This window comes from Pseudomonas sp. 91RF, from assembly GCF_003576265.1.
Taxonomy (GTDB): Bacteria; Pseudomonadota; Gammaproteobacteria; order Pseudomonadales; family Pseudomonadaceae; genus Aquipseudomonas; species Aquipseudomonas kribbensis.
Genome location: NZ_QWFC01000017.1, coordinates 110,066 through 129,740, shown reverse-complemented (window position 1 = coordinate 129,740; position 19,675 = coordinate 110,066). Strand labels below are relative to the sequence as shown.

The 19,675-nt window shown below is 60.1% G+C and carries 16 protein-coding genes; 11 read left to right on the top strand and 5 right to left on the bottom strand.

Annotated elements, in window-relative coordinates:
• Positions 1-52 precede the first annotated feature (52 nt).
• On the bottom strand, positions 53-1,993 hold the full coding sequence (locus DXT77_RS06295) for an amidohydrolase (RefSeq protein ID WP_119427011.1): 1,941 nt from the start codon (positions 1,991-1,993) through the stop codon (positions 53-55).
• 371 nt (positions 1,994-2,364) lie between these two features.
• Between DXT77_RS06295 and peaA the strand changes: the two genes are divergently transcribed.
• The 4 genes from peaA (at position 2,365) to peaD (ending at position 6,925) form a co-directional block, all read left to right on the top strand.
• Positions 2,365-3,945, top strand: coding sequence for a quinohemoprotein amine dehydrogenase subunit alpha (gene peaA / locus DXT77_RS06290; protein WP_119427010.1), 1,581 nt, complete (start codon positions 2,365-2,367; stop codon positions 3,943-3,945).
• Between the two features lie 82 nt (positions 3,946-4,027).
• Positions 4,028-5,458, top strand: coding sequence for a quinohemoprotein amine dehydrogenase maturation protein (gene peaB / locus DXT77_RS06285; RefSeq protein ID WP_119427009.1), 1,431 nt, complete (start codon positions 4,028-4,030; stop codon positions 5,456-5,458).
• A 1-nt stretch (position 5,459) separates the two neighbouring features.
• Positions 5,460-5,783 (top strand): quinohemoprotein amine dehydrogenase subunit gamma, encoded by a 324-nt coding sequence (gene qhpC / locus DXT77_RS06280; RefSeq protein ID WP_008016081.1) that lies wholly within the window; start codon positions 5,460-5,462, stop codon positions 5,781-5,783.
• A gap of 23 nt (positions 5,784-5,806) precedes the next feature.
• Complete coding sequence (peaD, locus tag DXT77_RS06275) at positions 5,807-6,925, top strand: quinohemoprotein amine dehydrogenase subunit beta (protein WP_119427008.1); 1,119 nt, start codon at positions 5,807-5,809, stop codon at positions 6,923-6,925.
• 121 nt (positions 6,926-7,046) lie between these two features.
• Here peaD and DXT77_RS06270 read toward each other — a convergent pair whose 3' ends face one another.
• Positions 7,047-7,451 (bottom strand): lysozyme inhibitor LprI family protein, encoded by a 405-nt coding sequence (locus DXT77_RS06270; RefSeq protein WP_119427007.1) that lies wholly within the window; start codon positions 7,449-7,451, stop codon positions 7,047-7,049.
• Between the two features lie 134 nt (positions 7,452-7,585).
• Here DXT77_RS06270 and DXT77_RS06265 point away from each other — a divergent pair, with 134 nt between their 5' ends.
• Both DXT77_RS06265 and DXT77_RS06260 read left to right on the top strand, forming a co-directional pair.
• Complete coding sequence (locus DXT77_RS06265; protein ID WP_085713126.1) at positions 7,586-8,074, top strand: SRPBCC family protein; 489 nt, start codon at positions 7,586-7,588, stop codon at positions 8,072-8,074.
• Positions 8,067-8,891, top strand: coding sequence for an aminoglycoside phosphotransferase family protein (locus DXT77_RS06260; protein ID WP_119427032.1), 825 nt, complete (start codon positions 8,067-8,069; stop codon positions 8,889-8,891). The genes DXT77_RS06265 and DXT77_RS06260 overlap by 8 nt, the downstream gene beginning before the upstream one ends.
• A 280-nt stretch (positions 8,892-9,171) precedes the next feature.
• On the opposite strand, the gene acnA is transcribed toward DXT77_RS06260, so the two are convergent.
• A complete protein-coding gene (gene acnA / locus DXT77_RS06255; protein ID WP_119427006.1) occupies positions 9,172-11,913 on the bottom strand; it encodes an aconitate hydratase AcnA in 2,742 nt (913 codons plus the stop codon).
• Positions 11,914-12,134: 221 nt separating this feature from the next.
• Between acnA and rlmM the strand changes: the two genes are divergently transcribed.
• The gene (gene rlmM, locus DXT77_RS06250) at positions 12,135-13,208 is read left to right on the top strand and encodes a 23S rRNA (cytidine(2498)-2'-O)-methyltransferase RlmM (RefSeq protein ID WP_119427005.1); all 1,074 of its coding nucleotides are present in this window, start codon (positions 12,135-12,137) and stop codon (positions 13,206-13,208) included.
• 65 nt (positions 13,209-13,273) lie between these two features.
• Positions 13,274-13,525, top strand: coding sequence for a sulfurtransferase TusA (tusA, locus tag DXT77_RS06245; protein WP_011335204.1), 252 nt, complete (start codon positions 13,274-13,276; stop codon positions 13,523-13,525).
• Between the two features lie 49 nt (positions 13,526-13,574).
• On the opposite strand, the gene DXT77_RS06240 is transcribed toward tusA, so the two are convergent.
• Complete coding sequence (locus DXT77_RS06240) at positions 13,575-14,984, bottom strand: MATE family efflux transporter (RefSeq protein ID WP_085733475.1); 1,410 nt, start codon at positions 14,982-14,984, stop codon at positions 13,575-13,577.
• Between the two features lie 159 nt (positions 14,985-15,143).
• On the opposite strand from DXT77_RS06240, the gene pdxB reads away from it, so the two are divergent.
• Positions 15,144-16,286: a 4-phosphoerythronate dehydrogenase PdxB gene (gene pdxB / locus DXT77_RS06235; protein ID WP_119427004.1), complete on the top strand. Its 1,143-nt coding sequence runs from the start codon at positions 15,144-15,146 to the stop codon at positions 16,284-16,286.
• A 57-nt stretch (positions 16,287-16,343) separates the two neighbouring features.
• Here the strand turns inward: pdxB and DXT77_RS06230 are convergent, their stop codons facing one another.
• On the bottom strand, positions 16,344-16,523 hold the full coding sequence (locus DXT77_RS06230) for a PA1571 family protein (protein ID WP_065260694.1): 180 nt from the start codon (positions 16,521-16,523) through the stop codon (positions 16,344-16,346).
• 258 nt (positions 16,524-16,781) lie between these two features.
• On the opposite strand from DXT77_RS06230, the gene DXT77_RS06225 reads away from it, so the two are divergent.
• Positions 16,782-18,557, top strand: a complete 1,776-nt coding sequence (locus DXT77_RS06225; protein WP_178083445.1) for an ABC transporter transmembrane domain-containing protein — start codon at positions 16,782-16,784, stop codon at positions 18,555-18,557.
• 65 nt (positions 18,558-18,622) lie between these two features.
• On the top strand, positions 18,623-19,657 hold the full coding sequence (locus DXT77_RS06220; protein WP_119427003.1) for a Fic family protein: 1,035 nt from the start codon (positions 18,623-18,625) through the stop codon (positions 19,655-19,657).
• Positions 19,658-19,675 lie beyond the last annotated feature (18 nt).

The window sequence follows — 19,675 nt, the reverse complement described above, 5'->3', positions numbered from 1 at the left end:
TTGCCGAAACCGATCACCCGGCGTGGTTGCCGGGAGATCGGGCGTTCATCGGTCAGGGCTGGGGATGGGTGTACACCTTGTGTCCACCTTTCCAGGTTTCACAGACCTTTATGTCACGGATGTCGGAGGCCGGGACTTTTTCGTCGAGCGGGTTTTTCTCAAGAATCACGAAGTCGGCGAAATGTCCATCCTGCAGCGAACCGGTAAACGCATCGGCATGGCACTGCCACGCAGCGTCATAGGTGATGGCTTTCAGCGCCTGCTGCCGGGTCAGGCACTGGCCTTCGTTGAGTACCGGTTGTCGGGCTGCCTCTTTGACAAAGGTACCGTCCTCATTGCGTACACCTTCCATTTTGCGGGTCACAGCCTGTTCCATGGAGCGCAACGGGCCCAGCGGGGTGACCGTGCAATCGCTGTGCAGCGAAATACGCAGGCCTCTGCCCAGGGCGTCCTGGCACAGGTCGAGCATATCCGTGGCTTTCTCCTCAAAGATGGCCTGTTCGAACACGTAACCCCAGTAACCGACATGACCGATCAGAAAGCTGGGAGAGATGCCCAGATCTTTCAGTTGGTCGAGGGTCTTGTCGTTCAGCATCGAGCAATGTTCGATGCGGTGGCGCTTTTCCAGCCCGCTCTGACCCTTCAATGCGGTCTTGTAGGCCTGTAGCGTGAACTCGATGGCCCGGTCACCGTTAGCGTGGATCATCAGCGGCCAGCCAGTGGCGACCGCATTGGTCAACGTCTTCTGATAGGTCTCGGGCAGTGTCTTCGGATCCTTGTGATCCTCACCCGGCTCACAGAAGTTGAAGTTGCCGTAGGGACGGTCGGTTGCGCAGCAATACGGATCGACCTGGTAGCCCGTCAGCCCCTGGTTCGAACCGTCGGAAATCAGTTTCACCGAGCCTTGATAAAACAGCCGGGCCGCTTCCTTGGTCACCGGTTTGTAGGGTTCGATCTTGCTGAAGTCCACACCGTTGCAGGCTGCCGCGTAACCGACGCGAACATTGCGCGGATGGGTCAGGCCATAGGCTTCCAGTATTGCCTTGGACACAGGGTCGACCATGGCGTCATACAGCAAGGTGATGCCACGGCTGGAGGCGGTCTCGAAGTACCTTTTCATGTACTTGAAGATATTCACCACATCCAGCGCCTGCGCCAGCGGTATCGACAGCAAGGCAGGCGTGATGCCAGCCTCTTCCTGAAGATTGCCCTTGGTCTTTTCCAGGAAAATGTCGAAGCTTTTGTATTCGTCCCGCAGCTTTTGACTGGCGGCGTTGTCGTGGTAATACACAGCGTTGCAGGCGGCCGTGTTCAGATAAACGGTGTGCATCGAAGCGCTGATCATCAGCAGCGGGCTATCGCTGACAATGCTGTCGAGGTTGCCGGTGTTGTCAGCCTTCGGGTCGAACGTGCTGTCGCAGTAGAAGTGGGTCAGCGTGTTCTTGCCGCCCGGTACCACAGTGAACGGCATCAGCGCCGGATCGACCATGCGCCCGAGGATCCACTGCTTCTTGTCCTTTGGCTGGCTTGCCTGGAGGAGGCCCTTTAGCGTGTTCCAGTTATAGCGGGGCGTCAGCTTCTGCGTGTGTTCGTCAATGGGTCCAAGGTTCACCCAGCCATCCATGACGCAGGATTGCACGATGTGCATATGCGGCTCGATCAGGCCCGGCAGCAGCGTTCTGCCGCCCAGTGATTGCGTGGTGTATTTGATACCCCTGGCCTTCATGCGCTCCTGCACATGGGTCAGAGTGCCGGAAGCGACCACGTCGCCGCCATGGATGCCCAGCGCTTCGACCTGTTCGTCCATGTTGCCGTTTCTCAACGGGTAGATCGTGCCGCCGGTGAAGATCAATGATTCGCTGCCGGGTTCCGGTAACTGGCCGGCGACCTTGCCTGCGAAGGCTTTAAGGTCGACGGTGTGCCGAAGCGTATTCCATACCGGGTTTTCACAGCCGCAATGGGTGCAGCCTTGACCCTGTCCATGTGATCCCATGATTCCATTCCTCAGGTTTTCGGTGGTTAGAGGCGTGACGCACGGAGTGTGCGAACAGCAAGCGTAGCAGGCACTTTGATATCGGACGGTCAGTCGTCGGCAACCGGGCTTTTGGCCCTGCGACTGTGCTTGTCTCAGACTGCAACAACTGTCGCGAAATTGGACGCCGGGAGGCCGCGCAAGGATTGGCGCGAGGCTGTGTTGAGCGCGTAACTGCTTGATTGAAAAGCTTGTCGGCAAGCTGGCACGCTCCGTGTATTGCTCCCCTCAGACGTTTCGCTTGCCTCCGTTCGTGCATCGCCGCGAACGGCAGAAACCATAAAAACGATAAGCCACAAAAATAAGAAAGCACCGTGCGAGGTTCGACGTTGATGAAGAGAAAACACCGATCAGGCATGAGCTCCAGCCTGCTGGCCGTGGCCGCATGCGTGGCCCTGCATTCGCCCCACAGCCTGGCAGCCCGTGATGCCCAGACCATCCTCAAGGAAACCTGCCAGGGCTGTCACACCCCTGAAGCCGGCGACCAGCTGAGCCGCATCAGCCACCAGCGCAAGACCCCGGAAGGCTGGCTGATGAGCATTGCCCGCATGCAGACCATGCACGGTCTGCAGATCAGCGATGAAGACCGCCGCACACTGGTCAAATACCTGGCCGATACCCAGGGCCTGGCGCCGAGCGAAACTGATGGCGTGCGTTACGCGCTGGAACGGCGGCTGAACACGGTCGAGCAGTTCGACGAGAAAACCGCGCAGATGTGCGGTCGATGCCACTCCGGTGCGCGGATCGCCCTGCAACGGCGTCCGGCTCAGGAATGGGAGCGCCTGGTGAACTTCCACCTCGGCCAGTGGCCGTCGCTGGAGTATCAGGCGCTGGCCCGGGATCGCGACTGGTTCGATATCGCACGCAAGGAAATGGTCCCGCTGCTGGGCAAGCGTTATCCGCTGGACAATCCGGCGTGGCAGGCCTGGGTGAAAACCGCGCCGAAAGCCGAAGCATTGACCGGCGGCTGGAGCTTCAGCGGCCACCTGCCGGGCAAGGGTGAACTGGCCGGTACCATGACCGTCACCGCCGATGGCAGTGACACCTTCAAGGTTGCCGTCAAAGGTCAGTACGCCGATGGCAGCCCGTTCAACGGCGATGGCAGTGCGATCCTCTACAGCGGCTACGAATGGCGCGGCAACGTGACCGTTGATGGCGTGACGATGCGTCAGGTGTTCGCCGCACAAGGCAACGCGATGCAGGGCCGGATGTTCGAGGCCGAGCACGATGAGCGCGGCCTGGACTTTGTCGCGGCCAAACAAGGTTCCCAGCGTTTGCTGGCGGTACAGCCGGGTTATGTGAAGGCCGGCAGCGAAACCGAAGTGACCCTGATCGGCAGCGGCCTGAGCGGCAAGCCGAATTTCGGCAAAGGCGTGGACGTGGTCGAAGTGGTCGAGCAGAACGCCGAGCGGATCAAGGTCAAGGTCAAAGCCGCAGCCAATGCCCAGCCGGGCCTGCGTGCGGTCAGCGTCGGCAGCCTGAAAGGCCCGAGCCTGTCGGTGTACAGCACGATTGCCTCGGTCAAAGTGGTGCCGGAATTCTCGGTGGCGCGGATCGGCGAGGGCGGTGGTTCGACGCCGAAAGTCCAGGGCCGTTTCGACGCCGAAGCCTGGGGAAAGGGCGCCGACGGCAAGCCGTATCGCATCGGTGTGTTCCCGGCGCAATGGAAAGTCGAAGCCTTCGACGAGCGCGCCAAAGAGGACGAAGACGTCAAGTTCGCTGGCACCATGCAGGCCGACGCAGGCGTGTTCACCCCGGGCGATGCCGGGCCGAATCCGGCACGCAAGATGTCCACCAACAATGCCGGCAACCTCAAGGTGATCGCCGCCGTCGACGATGCAGGGAAATCCCTGACCGGCGAAGGCCACCTGATCGTCACCGTGCAACGCTGGAACAATCCACCCATTCCTTGAGTTTTTCTGAACGACAGCGATTCAGACATTTTTCGGAATGACCGCAAGTCCCGTCAGGCGGGGCTTGCACAGGAGGTTTGCAATGGGCGCTATCTTGAATCTGGTCGAACGTAATCTGCACGAAGTGCACGTCGACGCCGACCGCATGCTGTTTCACATCCCCAGCAGTTCGCTGTTTGCCAGCGATGAGCTGACCGGCACCATCATCGATGCGCTGCGCGGCCCCGGCTGCTCGTCGGAAGACCTGATCCAGCGCCTCGGCGCGCGGTTCAACGGCGAGGAAATCAACGAGACCCTGCGCGAGCTGATCTCGCTGGAGCTGGTCAGCGACGGATCGCCGCTGACCCCTGACATCGCGGTCAAGCGTGTCGAGCGCACCGCGATCAACACGGTGGTGCTCAACGTCAACACCGGCTGCAACCTGAGCTGCACCTACTGCTACAAGGAAGACCTCGACAAGCCGTCCGCCGGCAAGAAGATGGATGTCGAAACCGCCATCGCGTCAGTGGAAATGCTGCTGCGTGAATCCCCCGATGAAGAGCGCTTCACCGTGGTGTTTTTCGGCGGCGAACCGCTGAGTAATCGCAAGCTGATCGAGTACATGGTCGATTACTGCGAGAAGCGTTTTGCCGAGGCCGGCAAGTTCGTCGAGTTCGTGATGACCACCAACGCCACGCTGCTCACCGAAGAAACCGTGGATTACCTGAATGCCCACCGCTTTGGTCTGTCGGTGAGTATCGACGGGCCGAAAACCGTGCACGACCGCAACCGTATCACCGTGGGCGGGCAGGGTACTTATGACGTGGTGCGGCGCAAGGCTGAAATGCTGTTGTCGCGCTACAACAGTCGCCCGGTGGGCGCGCGGGTGACCCTGACCACCGGCGTCACCGACGTTGAAACCATCTGGGATCATTTGTTCAACGAACTGGGGTTTGCTGAAGTCGGATTTGCTCCGGTGACGTCCGGCGATATCAGCAGTTTCAACCTGACCAACGACGAATTGATCGAAGTCTTCGCCAGCATGAAACGCCTCGGTCGGCGTTATCTGGAAGCCGCGCTTGAGCACCGCAACATCGGGTTCTCCAACCTGCATCAGTTGATCACCGATATCCACGAAGGCCACAAAAAGGCCCTGCCGTGCGGTGCCGGGCTGAAGATGCTGGCGGTCGATCACAAGGGCGAACTGAACCTGTGCCATCGCTTCACCGGCTCGTCGCTGCCGACTTTCGGCAACGTCCACAGCGGCGTTAAACAGGTCGAGTTGAACGACTTTCTGTCACAGCGCCTGGATCGCACCAACACTGGTTGCCATGACTGTCAGATCCGCAACCTGTGCTCCGGCGGCTGCTACCACGAGAGCTACGCCCGCTACGGCGATCCGGCCCACCCGACGTATCACTACTGCGAACTGATGCGTGACTGGGTCGACTTCGGCATCGAGGTCTACACCCGGATCATGGCCGCCAACCCGGCGTTCATCAGCAGCTACATCACTCCGCGCAAGGCTCACTGATATGAAACATCTCAAGGCAATCAATAACAAAGCGTTGAAGCTGGATCAGGCCGCGGACGAGAACCGCATTGAAGAGGTGGTGGCGATGAGTTCGGTCGCGGGCTGCGCCTCGACCACCGACCCGGGCTGGGAAATCGATGCGTTCGGCGGGGTGTCGTCGCTGTGCCAGCCGATGGAAGCCGACCTGTATGGCTGCTCCGACCCGTGCTGGTGGCCGGCCCAGGTGCCGGACATGATGAGCACCTACCCGGACTGGAACAAGGATGCCCAGGCGTCCAACGACAACTGGCGCAACCTCGGCACTGTCTTCCCGAAAGACAAGTGATCCATAAGAAGAAGGATTCCAGCATGCACAACATCAAAGCCTGCGGCCTTGCCGCACTCGCGGTTCTGAGCGCCTGTTCGCTCCCGGTTCTGGCCGATGAAAACACCGCGCTGCAAGACGGTCACGAGTACATGTTGACCACCAATTACCCGAACAACCTGCACGTCATCGACCTGTCGACCGACAGCTTGTACAAGACCTGCAAGATGCCCGATGCCTTCGGCCCCGGCACCGTGCAGCTGTCGCCGGATCGCAAGACCGCGTACGTGCTGAACAACCATTACGCCGATGTTTACGGTGTCGAGCTGGACAGCTGCAAGCAGGTGTTTCATGCCAGCATCACCCAGCAGCCGGGCGAGAAGGCGCGGTCGATGTTCGCGTTCACCGTCAGCCATGACGGCAAGGAGCTGTACACCATCGCCAACCCGACGCTGATGCTCAACGATCACTATGAGGTCAAACAGCCGCGTCTGGACGTCTACGCCACCGACGCCGGAATGAACGCCAGACCGGTGCGCAGCTTCCCGGCGCCACGGCAGTTGACGATCATGCAGAGCGGCGATGACGGCACGTTGTATGTGGCTGGCGCCGATGTGTACAAGGTCGATGTGAAGAGCGGCAAGTTCGACGTGCTGATCCCCAGCCGTCACTGGAAGCGCCCGAACTACAGCGCGCCGGACGTGCTCTACGTGTGGAACCAGCAGACCTATCGCCACGATTTTTCGCTGCTGTACACGGCAGCGAAGTTCAAGGACAAGAAACAGGACCCGGCCACCGCTGAATACCTGTACGGCTTGTTCAGCGTCGACCTGAAAACCGGCAAGACCGAAACCACCGACTTCGGCCCGCTGACCGAGATCTACTTCAGCGGCATGCGCTCACCGAAGGATCCGAACCTGATGTTCGGTGTGCTCAATCGCCTGGCCAAGTACGACATCAAGCAGAAGAAGCTGATTCAGGCAGCCACGCTGGACCATTCCTACTACTGCATTTCGTTCAACAAGGACGGCAGCAAGATCTACCTGGCCGGGACGTTCAACGACGTTGCAATCTTCGATGCCGAGACCATGAAACAGACCGGCAGCATCAAGTTGCCGGGTGGGGATATGGCGATTACTACGGCGCAGATCTTCGTCCGTTGATTGGCGGCGTCAGGGATGACGCCATCGCGAGCAAGCTCGCTCCCACAGGGGATTGGTGAACGCCATAAACCTATGTGGGAGCGAGCCTGCTCGCGATGAGGCCTTCAAAAACTCTGAATAGTCAGGCCCCGGGTACCGGGCAACCCACATCCCCTTCTTCACACTTCAAATACTGCTTGAGCGCCTCGGTTCGATCCTTGGTCACGCGCGTAATGCATGAGCTGTAGATCATCGGGTACATACTCCCGCCCTTTACCCCGGATGCCGAAAATTCGCATTCGGCATCGCGAAACCCAATCCACGCCCGCTGAGCACTGATCAGCAGTTTTTTGCTGGCAGGCTCGCCTTTCAGGCGCGCGGTAATTTGCTGATACACCGCGTTCAACTCTTTATCCGCCGCTTTGTTCTCTTGCCCGGCGCACTGATTCATCGTCGCCTGATCGCTGGCATTGGCGCAGTCGACGGCAGCGTGGGCAACGGAAGTGAAAAGAAAAGGCGTCAGGGCCAGGAGCAGGCGTGGGGACATGGGGGTTCTCGCTGTTTGCGGTGAAGAAATGTGCAGTGTAGACAGGCGAAGGATGACTTCGATCAGTCGTTTGATACAACTTCGCATTGGACATGTGGTCATACAAGCCTACTGTTCAAAACAGGAGGTGACGTATGAAACCAGTACCCAACAGCTTTGAACGTAAAATCATGCTCCGCTCGCCGCGCTCCCATGTCTGGCGTGCGCTGGTCGATGCCGAGGCGTTTGGCCAGTGGTTTGGCGTGGCACTGGAAGGCCGGCGGTTTATCGCGGGCGAGTGGACGCAGGGGCAGGTCACGTACCCCGGTTATGAACATGTGCTCTGGAACGTGCTGGTGGAGCGGGTCGAGCCCCAGCAGTTGTTTTCCTTCCGCTGGCACCCGTATGCGGTGAACCCGAAAATCGACTACTCCCAGGAGCCGACCACGCTGGTCAAATTCGAGCTGCAGGACTATGAGAACGGCACGCTGCTTAAGGTTTCCGAGTCAGGTTTCGCGCATATTCCCGACGTCCGCCAGAAAGAAGCGTATTACATGGACAGCCGCGGCTGGGAAGAGCAGTTGAGCAGGCTCGAACACTTTCTCGCCGAAACCGACAGGGCACGCGAGCGTGAAGGTGGCTGATAACGAGTGGTTTGACCCGTGGTTGAATCGTTGGGCGCTGGTGCCCGACGGTACACCGATCATCACGCCGGGCAGCAAACTGTTGCCGGTGCGTCAGGGCGACGTACCGGCGATGCTGAAGGTCGCGGTGGACGACGAGGAAAAGTACGGCAACTTGCTGATGACCTGGTGGGATGGCGATGGCGCCGCCCGGGTGCTCGCTCATCACGAGGACGGCCTGTTGCTGGAGCGGGCCATGGGGCGGCGTTCGTTGATGCACATGGCGCTTAACGGCGAGGATGACGAGGCCACCCGGATTATGTGCCAGGCTTTGGCGCGGTTGCATGCACCGCGCCCTACAAAGCCACCAACACTGGTGGAGCTGGCGCCATGGTTTGCCTCGCTGCGAGTGGCCGCCGCCCGATACGGCGGCCAATATTCTGTTTGCCTGCAAATGGCTGAAGCCTTGCTCGCCGAGCCCCGGGACATCGTGGTTCTGCACGGCGACATGCACCACGACAACGTCCTCGATTTCGGCCCACGCGGCTGGCTGGCCATTGACCCGAAACGGGTGCGGGGCGAGCGTGGTTATGACTACGCCAACCTGATCTGCAATCCGGAACTGCCGACGGCTGCCGATCCTGAACGCTTTCAACGGCAAGTCGATGTGATCTGTGAAACAGCGGGACTTGAGCGAAAACGCCTTCTGCAATGGGTACTGGCGTTTGCCGGACTGTCTGCCGCGTCGTTCATGGAGGATGACGAGCAAAAAGCCGCCGCCGGACAGCTGAAAGTCGCGGATCTGGCGGCTGCTGCACTCAATGCCCGACACGCCTAAGGGTTTTCGGAAGGGGTGCTATGGCGAATGTCTTACACGCGCTGGTAGCTTTTTCGACTATTGCCGATTGGATCCACAGCGTAATCTAGCCTCATCAACTGAAGCACAGGGAGTGTTTCAGGATCATGGATGATCGACCATATGCAAGGATCGCTGCCGACAGGGAGTCGATAATGGTCTTGGGAAAAACCCGCTTCGGCGGGTTTTTTTTCGTCTGCAGAAAAGTGTCGCCCCTAAACAGAAACACCGCCAATCGGCGGTGTTTCTGCATCTGCAGGTCTTACGAGGCGATCAGTTGCCGCAACACGTAATGCAGGATCCCGCCGGACTTGAAGTACTCCACCTCGTTCAAGGTATCGATGCGGCACAGCACTTCGATTTTTTCCTGACGCCCGTCTTCCCGGGTGATCATCAGGGCCAGGTTCATCCGTGGCGTCAGCTCGACCCCGGTCAAACCCTGAATGTCCAGGGTTTCCTTGCCGGTGAGGTTCAGGCTCTTGCGGTTCTGATCGAGCTTGAACTGCAGCGGCAGCACGCCCATGCCCACCAGGTTGGAACGGTGAATCCGCTCGAAGCTTTCGGCGATCACCGCTTTAACGCCCAGCAGGTTGGTACCCTTGGCCGCCCAGTCGCGGCTGGAACCGGTGCCGTATTCTTGCCCGGCAATCACCACCAGCGGTGTGCCCGAGGCCTGATAGCGCATGGCCGCGTCGTAGATCGCCAGTTTTTCGCCGGTCGGAATGTAGATCGTATTGCCGCCTTCTTCGCCACCGAGCATTTCATTGCGGATACGGATGTTGGCGAACGTGCCGCGCATCATCACTTCGTGATTGCCCCGGCGCGAGCCGTAGGAGTTGAAGTCCCGCGGTTCCACACCTTTTTCCCGCAGATAACGTCCGGCCGGGCTGTCAGCCTTGATGTTGCCGGCGGGGGAGATGTGGTCGGTGGTCACCGAATCGCCCAGTAACGCCAGCACCCGCGCACCTTTCACGTCGGTAATCACCGGCAAAGGCCCGGCAATGTCATCGAAGAACGGCGGATGCTGGATGTAAGTCGAATCGTCCTGCCAGACATAGGTGGCGGCTTGCGGCACTTCGATGGATTGCCATTGTTCGTCGCCGGCGAACACCTCGGCATATTCCTTGTGAAACATCGCCGTGTTGACCTGATTCACCGCGTCGGCGATTTCCTTGCTGCTCGGCCAGATATCGCGCAGGTAGACCGGTTTGCCTTGCTTGTCTTCACCCAGCGGTTCGCTGCTGATGTCCGTGCGCACCGTGCCGGCCAGGGCGTAGGCGACAACCAGCGGTGGCGAGGCCAGCCAGTTGGTTTTCACCAGCGGATGCACCCGGCCTTCGAAGTTGCGGTTACCGGACAGTACTGAAGCCACGGTCAGGTCGGCTTTCTGGATGGCTTTCTCGATCGGCTCCGGCAGCGGCCCCGAGTTGCCGATGCAGGTGGTGCAGCCGTAGCCCACCAACGAAAACCCGAGTTGATCGAGGTACTGCGTCAGTCCGGCAGCCTTGTAATAGTCAGTGACGACTTTGGAGCCGGGTGCCAGTGAGCTTTTCACCCACGGTTTGCGGGTCAGGCCTTTCTCCACGGCTTTTTTCGCCAGCAGGCCGGCAGCCATCATCACGCTCGGGTTAGAGGTGTTGGTGCAGGACGTGATCGCGGCAATCACCACAGCACCGTTTTTCAGGCGATAGGTGTGGCCGTCGTACTCGTAATCGGTTTCGCCGACCAGATCGGCATTGCCCACGGCGACACCGCCGCCGCCCTCGCTTTCCAGGCGTCCTTCTTCCTTGCTGACGGGTTTGAACTGCAAGTCGAGGAAGTCGCTGAAAGCCTGGCCGACCTTCGGCAGCGAGACGCGGTCCTGCGGGCGTTTCGGCCCGGCGAGACTGGCTTCGACGCTACCCATGTCCAGCGCCAGGCTATCGGTGAACACCGGTTCCTGACCGGGCAGGCGCCACAGGCCCTGGGCCTTGGTGTAAGCCTCCACCAGTTTCACTACTTCGGCGGGGCGGCCGGACAAGCGCAGGTATTCGAGAGTCACGTCATCGACCGGGAAGAAGCCGCAGGTCGCGCCGTATTCCGGAGCCATGTTAGCGATAGTCGCGCGGTCGGCCAGCGGCAGGTCGGCGAGGCCGTCACCGTAGAACTCGACGAATTTGCCGACCACGCCTTTCTTGCGCAGCATCTGGGTCACGGTCAGCACCAGGTCGGTGGCAGTGATGCCTTCCTTGAGCTTGCCGGTGAGTTTGAAGCCGATCACCTCGGGAATCAGCATCGATACCGGTTGTCCGAGCATCGCCGCTTCGGCTTCGATACCGCCGACGCCCCAGCCGAGTACGCCGAGGCCGTTGATCATGGTGGTGTGGGAGTCAGTGCCGACCAGCGTGTCGGGGAAGGCATAGGTGCGGCCGTCTTCGTCCTTGGTCCACACCGTGCGTCCGAGGTATTCGAGGTTGACCTGGTGACAGATCCCGGTGCCCGGCGGCACCACGCTGAAGTTGTCGAAGGCGCTCTGGCCCCAGCGCAGGAAGGCGTAGCGTTCGCCGTTGCGCTGCATTTCGATGTCGACGTTTTGTTCGAACGCGCTGGCGCTGGCGAATTTGTCGACCATCACCGAATGGTCGATCACCAGATCTACCGGTGACAGCGGGTTGATTCGCTGCGGATCGCCGCCGGCCTTGGCCATGGCGGCGCGCATCGCGGCCAGATCGACCACGGCCGGTACGCCGGTAAAGTCCTGCATCAGCACCCGGGCAGGGCGGTACTGGATTTCCCGGTCGGAGCGACGCTCCTTGAGCCACGCGGCAATCGCCTTGAGGTCGGCGCCGGTGACAGTTTTTTCATCTTCCCAGCGCAACAGGTTTTCCAGCAGGACTTTCAGCGACATCGGCAGCTTGTCGAGATCGCCCAAGGTTTTGGCGGCATCCGGCAGGCTGAAATAGTGGTAAGTCTTGTCATCGACTTGCAAGGTTTTAAGGGTGTTCAGGCTATCGAGGGACGGCATTACGATCACTCCTTTGAATCCGCACGGCTACGGATTGAGGGGACGAATAGAGCTTAAAACTTAGCCCTGTTTTAGGTAGCTGGCTAATAACTGGACTCTATGACAGGAACCAAGGTTCCGACATCGGCTATCATGCGCCGGTTTTCGTGACAGGCTTTGCTTTGACGCAAGCCTGGACATCGCGCAGGGGATGAATGATCGCCCTCTGCCCAGGAGTAAGAATGAACACCCTATTCATGCATTGCCGGCCGGGCTTCGAAGGCGAAGTCTGCTCGGAGATTTCCGACCTCGCCGCCCAACTGAACGTGGCCGGCTACGCCAAGGCCAAACCGGCGACCGCTTGCGCCGAGTTCGTCTGCACCGAAGAAGACGGCCCCGAGCGCCTGATGCGTGGCCAGCGTTTCGCCGAACTGATTTTCCCGCGCCAGTGGGCGCGCGGGTTTTTCATCGATCTGCCGGAAACCGACCGCATCAGCGTGATCCTCGCGCACATGGCTGAATTCCCGGTGTGCGGCAGTCTGTGGCTGGAAGTCGTCGACACCAACGACGGCAAGGAACTGTCGAACTTCTGCAAGAAGTTCGAAAGCCCGCTGCGCAAAGCGCTGACCGGCGCCGGCAAACTGGTGGACGACGCCGACAAGCCGCGCCTTCTGCTGACCTTCAAGAGCGGTCGCGAGGTGTTTCTCGGCCTGGCCGATGCCCGTAACTCGGCGATGTGGCCGATGGGCATTCCGCGTTTGAAGTTTCCTCGCGAGGCGCCAAGCCGTTCCACGTTGAAGCTGGAAGAAGCCTGGCACCACTTCATCCCCCGGGATCAGTGGGAAGATCGCCTGCACAGCGACATGACCGGTGTCGACCTCGGCGCGGCGCCGGGCGGCTGGACCTGGCAACTGGTCAATCGCGGCATGCTGGTGACGGCCATCGACAACGGCCCGATGGCCGAAAGCCTGATGGACACCGGTCTGGTGCAGCACTTGATGGCCGACGGTTTCACCTTCAAGCCCAAGCAGCCGGTGGACTGGATGGTCTGCGACATCGTCGAGAAACCGGCGCGCAACGCCGCGATGCTCGAAGAATGGATCGGCGAGGGGCATTGCCGGGAAGCGGTGGTCAACCTCAAGTTGCCGATGAAGCAGCGTTACGCCGAAGTGAAGCGTCTGCTGGAGCGCATTGCCGATGGTTTCAAGGCCCGCGGGATCAAGGTCGACATCGGCTGCAAACAGCTGTATCACGACCGCGAGGAAGTGACCTGCCATTTGCGCCGCCATGACGTGAAGAAAGCCAAAGCCCGCTGAGCGCGCGACAGGTGACCGAACCCCCGGCATTGGGCGACAATGCCGGCCAGTTTCAGGAGTGAATCATGAGTGAAATGATCAATACGCCGGTCGACGGCACCCTCGACGCCACGGGCCTCAATTGCCCGGAGCCGGTGATGATGCTGCACCAGCACATCCGTGACCTGGTGCCCGGCGGCCTGCTCAAGGTGATCGCCACCGACCCGTCGACCCGTCGCGACATCCCCAAGTTCTGTGTGTTTCTCGACCATGAACTGGTGGGGCAGCACGAAGAGGCCGGGACCTATCTGTACTGGATTCGCAAGAAGTCCGGTTGATCGGAAGGCAAAAAAAGACCTGCAATTGCAGGTCTTTTTTTATGGCCGGTCAGCCCATCGAGCGGCTGATGCGTATGCGTTTGCGCGCACTGCGCGTCAGGCGGATCGACAGCATCAGCGCCGCACAACTCAGGCCGACGATCAGGCCTTCCCACAAGCCACTCGGGCCGCGTGGTTCGCCGAACCAGTCAGTCAGGCCGAGGGCGTAACCCACCGGCAGGCCGATGCCCCAGTAGGCGAACAGGGTCAGGATCATCGTTACCCGCGTGTCCTGATAACCGCGCAGGGCGCCGGCAGCGGTGACCTGGATCGCGTCGGAGAACTGGAACAGCGCCGAGTACACGATCAGCATTGCGGCGATATGAATCACCATCGGATCCGAGGTGTAGATCGCTGCAATGTGCTCGCGCATCAGCAACATCATGCTCGCCGACAGGCAGGCGTAGGCCAGCGCAGTACCCATGCCGACACCTGCCGCGAAACGCGCTTCACGGGGTTCTTCACGGCCCAGGGCCTGGCCGACGCGTACGGTCACGGCCATGCCCAGCGAATACGGAATCATGAACACCAGCGAGCTGACGTTCAGCGCGATCTGGTGCCCGGCTACCACCGTGGCGCCGAGGCTGCCGATCAGCAGCGCGATCACCGCGAAAATGCTCGACTCGGCAAACACCGCGATGCCAATCGGCAGACCGATGGCCAGCAGACGCTTGATCACCGCCCATTGCGGCCAGTCGAAACGGCTGAACAGTTCGCTCGACTTGTAGGCCGGCGCCCAGCGCTCGTAACCGGCCAGACCCAGCGCCATGACCCACATCACAATCGCCGTGGCCCAGCCGCAACCGACGCCGCCCATGGCCGGCACACCGAAGTGGCCGTAAATGAACACGTAGTTGAGCGGAATGTTCAGCGCCAGACCGCAGAGGCCCAGCACCATCGCCGGCCGGGTGCGACCGAGGCCGTCACTGGTGCAGCGCAGCACATGGTAGAACGCCACCGCCGGCAGACCGCTGGCGATGCCGTGCAGGTACTGCATGCACGGACCGATCAGCTCCGGATCGACTTTCATCAGGTGCAGGATCGGTTCGGCGCAGAACAGCAGGGTGGTTGCCATCAGTCCGACCACCAGCGCCAGCCACAAGGCCTGACGCACGATCGGGCCGATTTCGCTATGGGTGCCGGCGCCGAAGCGCTGAGCGACTTTCGGCGTGGTGGCCAGCAGAGTGCCGGTCATCAGCAGAAACACCGGCACCCAGATCGAGTTGCCCAGCGCCACGGCCGCCAGATCCTTTGGCCCGACGCGCCCGGCCATCACCGCATCGACGAAGCCCATGGCGGTGGTGGCCAGCTGCGCGATCATGATCGGCAGCGCGAGGCCGAGCAGATTTTTCAGCTCCAGGCGAACCCGGGCAGGGCGGTTGAGGGAAACGGCGTCAGGGCGTTCGGTTACGGAATTCACAGGAAAAGCGTCCACAGGGGTTGATGCGCAAGGCCGGGCATTCTACGCCGCTGACGTTATGGTCAGGAAAAATCCTCTGTTGCGGATTTGTAATCAACAGCCGGCTGGCTCATCGCAGTCCCAGCGCCTACACTGCCGATCCGCCCAAGGAGCCCCGCCATGCTGATTGTTGCCGACGAAAATATCCCGCTGCTCGATGCCTTTTTTGCCGGTTTCGGCGAAATCCGCCGGGTGCCGGGCCGTTCCATTGACCGGGCCACGGTCGAACAGGCCGACGTGTTGCTGGTGCGCTCGGTGACCAACGTCAACCGCGCGTTGCTCGAAGGCAGTAAGGTGCGTTTTGTCGGTACCTGCACCATCGGCACCGATCATCTGGATCTCGAATACTTCAACGAGGCCGGCATCACCTGGTCCAGCGCGCCGGGCTGCAATGCCCGTGGTGTGGTGGATTATGTGCTGGGCAGCCTGATGACCCTGGCTGAAATCGAAGGTGTCGATTTGAGTGAACGCACCTATGGCGTGATCGGTGCCGGTGAGGTAGGCGGTCGCTTGATCAAGGTGCTGAAAGGTCTGGGCTGGAACGTGAAAGTCTGCGATCCGCCGCGCCAGGCGGCCGAGGGCGGCGACTATGTCAGCCTGGAGCAGATCATCCAGCAGTGCGACGTGATCAGCCTGCACACGCCGCTGACCCGCAGTGGTGAAGGCGCGACCTGGCACTTGTTCGACGAGCAACGTTTGCAGCAACTCAAGCCCGGCGCCTGGCTGATCAATGCCGCCCGTGGTCCGGTGGTGGATAACGCCGCGTTGCGCGAAGTGCTGCTGGAGCGTGAAGACCTGCAAGCGGTCCTCGATGTGTGGGAAGCCGAGCCTGAAGTCGATGTCGCCCTGGCCGAACTCTGTGTGCTGGCGACCCCGCATATTGCCGGTTACAGCCTCGATGGCAAGCAACGCGGCACGGCACAGATCTATCAGGCGTATTGCGATTTCATCGGTCAGCCGGCCAGCATTCAGCTCGGCGACCTGTTGCCGGCACCGTGGTTGTCGGAAGTTTCCCTGCATGCCGACAGCGATCCGGCCTGGGCGCTGGCGATGTTGTGCCGGGGCGTGTACGACCCGCGCCGGGACGATGCAGATTTTCGCCGCACCCTGTTGGGTAGCGTTGGCGAGCAACGTGCGGCGTTCGATGTGTTGCGCAAGCAGTATCCGGTACGTCGCGAGATTGAAGGGCTGAAGGTGCGGATCGACGGCGACTCGCCGGCCCTGCGGCAGATCGTGTCGGCGCTGGGTGCTGTGGCCGTATAAACTGCGGACAGAAAAAACCCGGCCTGCAGGGGCCGGGTCAGGAAGACGGTGGCTACATCACTTTTGTTCGGCAGGCTTGACCAATCGCTTCTCCAGTTCGCGGCAGGCGTTCTGGATCATGTCTTCAGTGATTGGCACTTCGCGCCCATCCTTATCGATAATCGAGCAACCCAGAGGTTGGCCGGGCTTGGTGCGGATCACTTGAATCTTGTCGTCGCTGCTGTGTTGCAAGGACATGGCCTGTCTCCTCATCAGGTTGTGTAAGCACAATAAAACCGTCAGGTGACCAGGCTGTGACAACTCCCTTCGATCTTTCCGGAACGGTATCTTCACTCAAGCAGAATTGACCGTTCGTCTCAACCCGGACATTAGACCGATAGCATCTAGGGGGTAGTCTGGCCGGTCATAATTAACCTGACTCATTGTGATTTGCAGAGTTCCACCCCATTGAGTGTCCAGGCTGGCCCCATTAATCAGCACACGACGTGAACCTGAATGATCCCGATGCTCTCCTCGCGACACCGCCGGGCCCTGCGCCTGACCAGTCATTTTCTCGCTCCTTATCGCTGGCAGGCCTTCGGCGCACTGCTCGCGCTGATCGTCACGGCCGGCATCACCTTGTCGATGGGGCAGGGCATCAAGCTGCTGGTCGATCAGGGTTTCATGACCCAGTCGCCACATCTGCTCAACCAGTCCATTGGCCTGTTCATGCTCTTGGTACTGGGGCTCGCGGTCGGCACTTTTGCCCGGTTTTATCTGGTGTCATGGATCGGCGAGCGGGTGGTGGCGGATATTCGTCAGCAGGTGTTCAACCATCTGGTGTACCTGCATCCCGGGTTCTATGAGGACAACCGCAGTTCGGAAATCCAGTCGCGCCTGACCGCTGACACGACGTTGCTGCAATCGGTGATCGGTTCGTCGCTGTCGCTGTTCCTGCGCAATCTGCTGATGGTCATTGGCGGTGTCGTGCTACTGTTCATCACTAATGCCAAGCTCACCAGTATCGTGGTGATTGCGCTGCCGCTGGTGATTGCGCCGATCCTGATTTTCGGGCGACGTGTGCGTAATCTCTCGCGGTTGAGTCAGGACCGGATCGCCGACATTGGCAGCTATGTCTCGGAAACCCTCGGCCAGATCAAGACCGTTCAGGCCTATAACCATCAGGTGCAGGACGAACAACGCTTCGCCGGCACCGTCGAGCAGGCGTTCGAAACCGCACGCAAACGGATTTTCCAGCGGGCCTGGCTGATCACGCTGGTGATCGTGCTGGTGCTCGGTGCCGTCGCGGTGATGTTGTGGGTCGGCGGTATGGACGTGATTGCCGGACGGATTTCTGCCGGTGAGCTGGCGGCGTTCGTGTTCTACAGCCTGATTGTCGGCAGTGCGTTTGGCACGTTGAGCGAAGTGATCGGCGAATTGCAGCGCGCAGCGGGCGCTGCCGAGCGCATTGCCGAATTGCTGCGTTCCGAGAACATCATCCAGCCGCCGAAAGCCGGGCTGGTAACCTTGCCGGAGCGGATCAGAGGCGAGCTGGCGTTGCAGGACGTGCGCTTTTCCTACCCTTCGCGTCCCGAAAGCTTTGCCGTTGACGGTTTGAGTCTGACGGTCAACGCGGGCGAAACCCTCGCGCTTGTAGGTCCGTCCGGTGCGGGCAAGTCCACGGTGTATGACTTGTTGCTGCGTTTCTACGATCCGCGTGAAGGGCAAATCCTGATTGATGGCGTGCCGCTGACGAATCTTGATCCGCTGGACCTGCGCCGCTGTTTTGCACTGGTTTCGCAGACTCCGGCGCTGTTCTTCGGCAGCGTCGAAGAAAACATTCGCTACGGTTGCCCGAACGCCACCCTGGAGCAGGTGCAGGAAGCCGCGAAAATCGCCCACGCCCATGATTTCATTGAGCAAATGCCCGACGGCTACCAGACCCATCTGGGCGACGGCGGTCTCGGTCTGTCAGGCGGACAACGCCAGCGCCTGGCCATCGCCCGGGCGTTGCTGGTCGACGCACCGATCCTGCTGCTGGACGAAGCCACCAGCGCCCTCGACGCCCAGAGCGAACACCTGATCCAGCAAGCCCTGCCCAGCCTGATGCAAAACCGCACCACGCTGGTGATCGCCCACCGCTTGGCCACGGTGAAAAACGCCGACCGGATTGCGGTGATGGACCAGGGCAAGCTGGTGGCGATTGGCACGCATCAGGAGCTTATCGCCAGCAATCCGTTGTATGCGCGGTTGGCGGCGTTGCAGTTCAGTGATGGGCAGAAAGCTCATTGATTAAGGCTGCCGAGCTTGATGGCATCGGGCATTATGACGACCATTGAGAAGCACCTGGAAAGGATATGAGCCGCTACCAACCCCCATTGACCCTGACGCCTCGAATGCTTGCGTTGATCGCAGAGATCAGTGAGCAGATCGGTCAGCTTTCGGCTGCTGACAGTGGGCGACAGACACCTCAGTTGCGTCGTGGGAATCGTATTCGAACGATCCAGGCTTCTCTTGCCATTGAAAACAATACTCTCAGCGTCGAACAGGTAACTGCTGTGTTGGCCGGGCAAAGGGTGTTGGGTTTGCCTCGGGAAATTCAGGAAGTGCGCAATGCTTTTGCGGCATATGAATGCTTGACTGACTGGAAGCCCGGTAATCGTTCTGACTTGCTGCGTGCCCACGAACTGCTGATGCAGGGGCTGATTGACGACTTTGGTCGCTTTCGTCGAGCGGGTGTCGGTATCTATCGTGGCGAGCAACTGGTCCACATGGCACCGCCGCCAAGCAGGATTGCCCATTTGGTTGACGACTTGCTGGCGTGGCTCGAGGCTTCGGACTGGCATCCGTTGATTACCAGTTGTGTCTTTCACTACGAGTTTGAGTTCATCCATCCATTTGCCGATGGAAATGGTCGAATGGGGCGGCTCTGGCAAACGTTGATACTCAGCCAATGGCGGCCGGTGTTGGCGTACCTGCCCGTTGAGGCAGTGATTCGCGAGCAGCAGGATGATTATTACGCAGCGTTGTCAGCTGCTGACCGAATGGCGGAATCAACGCCGTTCGTGGAGTATATGTTGAATGCACTGAATCTGGCGTTGCGCGAGGCTATTGAAAATGAGCCTTCCACCGACCAAGTAACCGACCAAGTAACCGACCAAGTAAGAAAGCTGCTTCAGCTACTCGTTGATAGCACTCCTCTCAGTGTCAACGAGCTGATGGGGGCGCTGGGGCTGGCCCACAAGGCTACTTTTCGCGCGAACTACCTGACACCCGCTTTAGTGGGTGAATTGATCGAGATGACTGATCCCGACTCGCCGAGGAGCCCGAATCAGAAGTACCGGCTGACTTCGAGCGGCAGATTTCGGTTGGTGAAGTTGCAACACGGTTAACCAATTGCTGATCCCAAA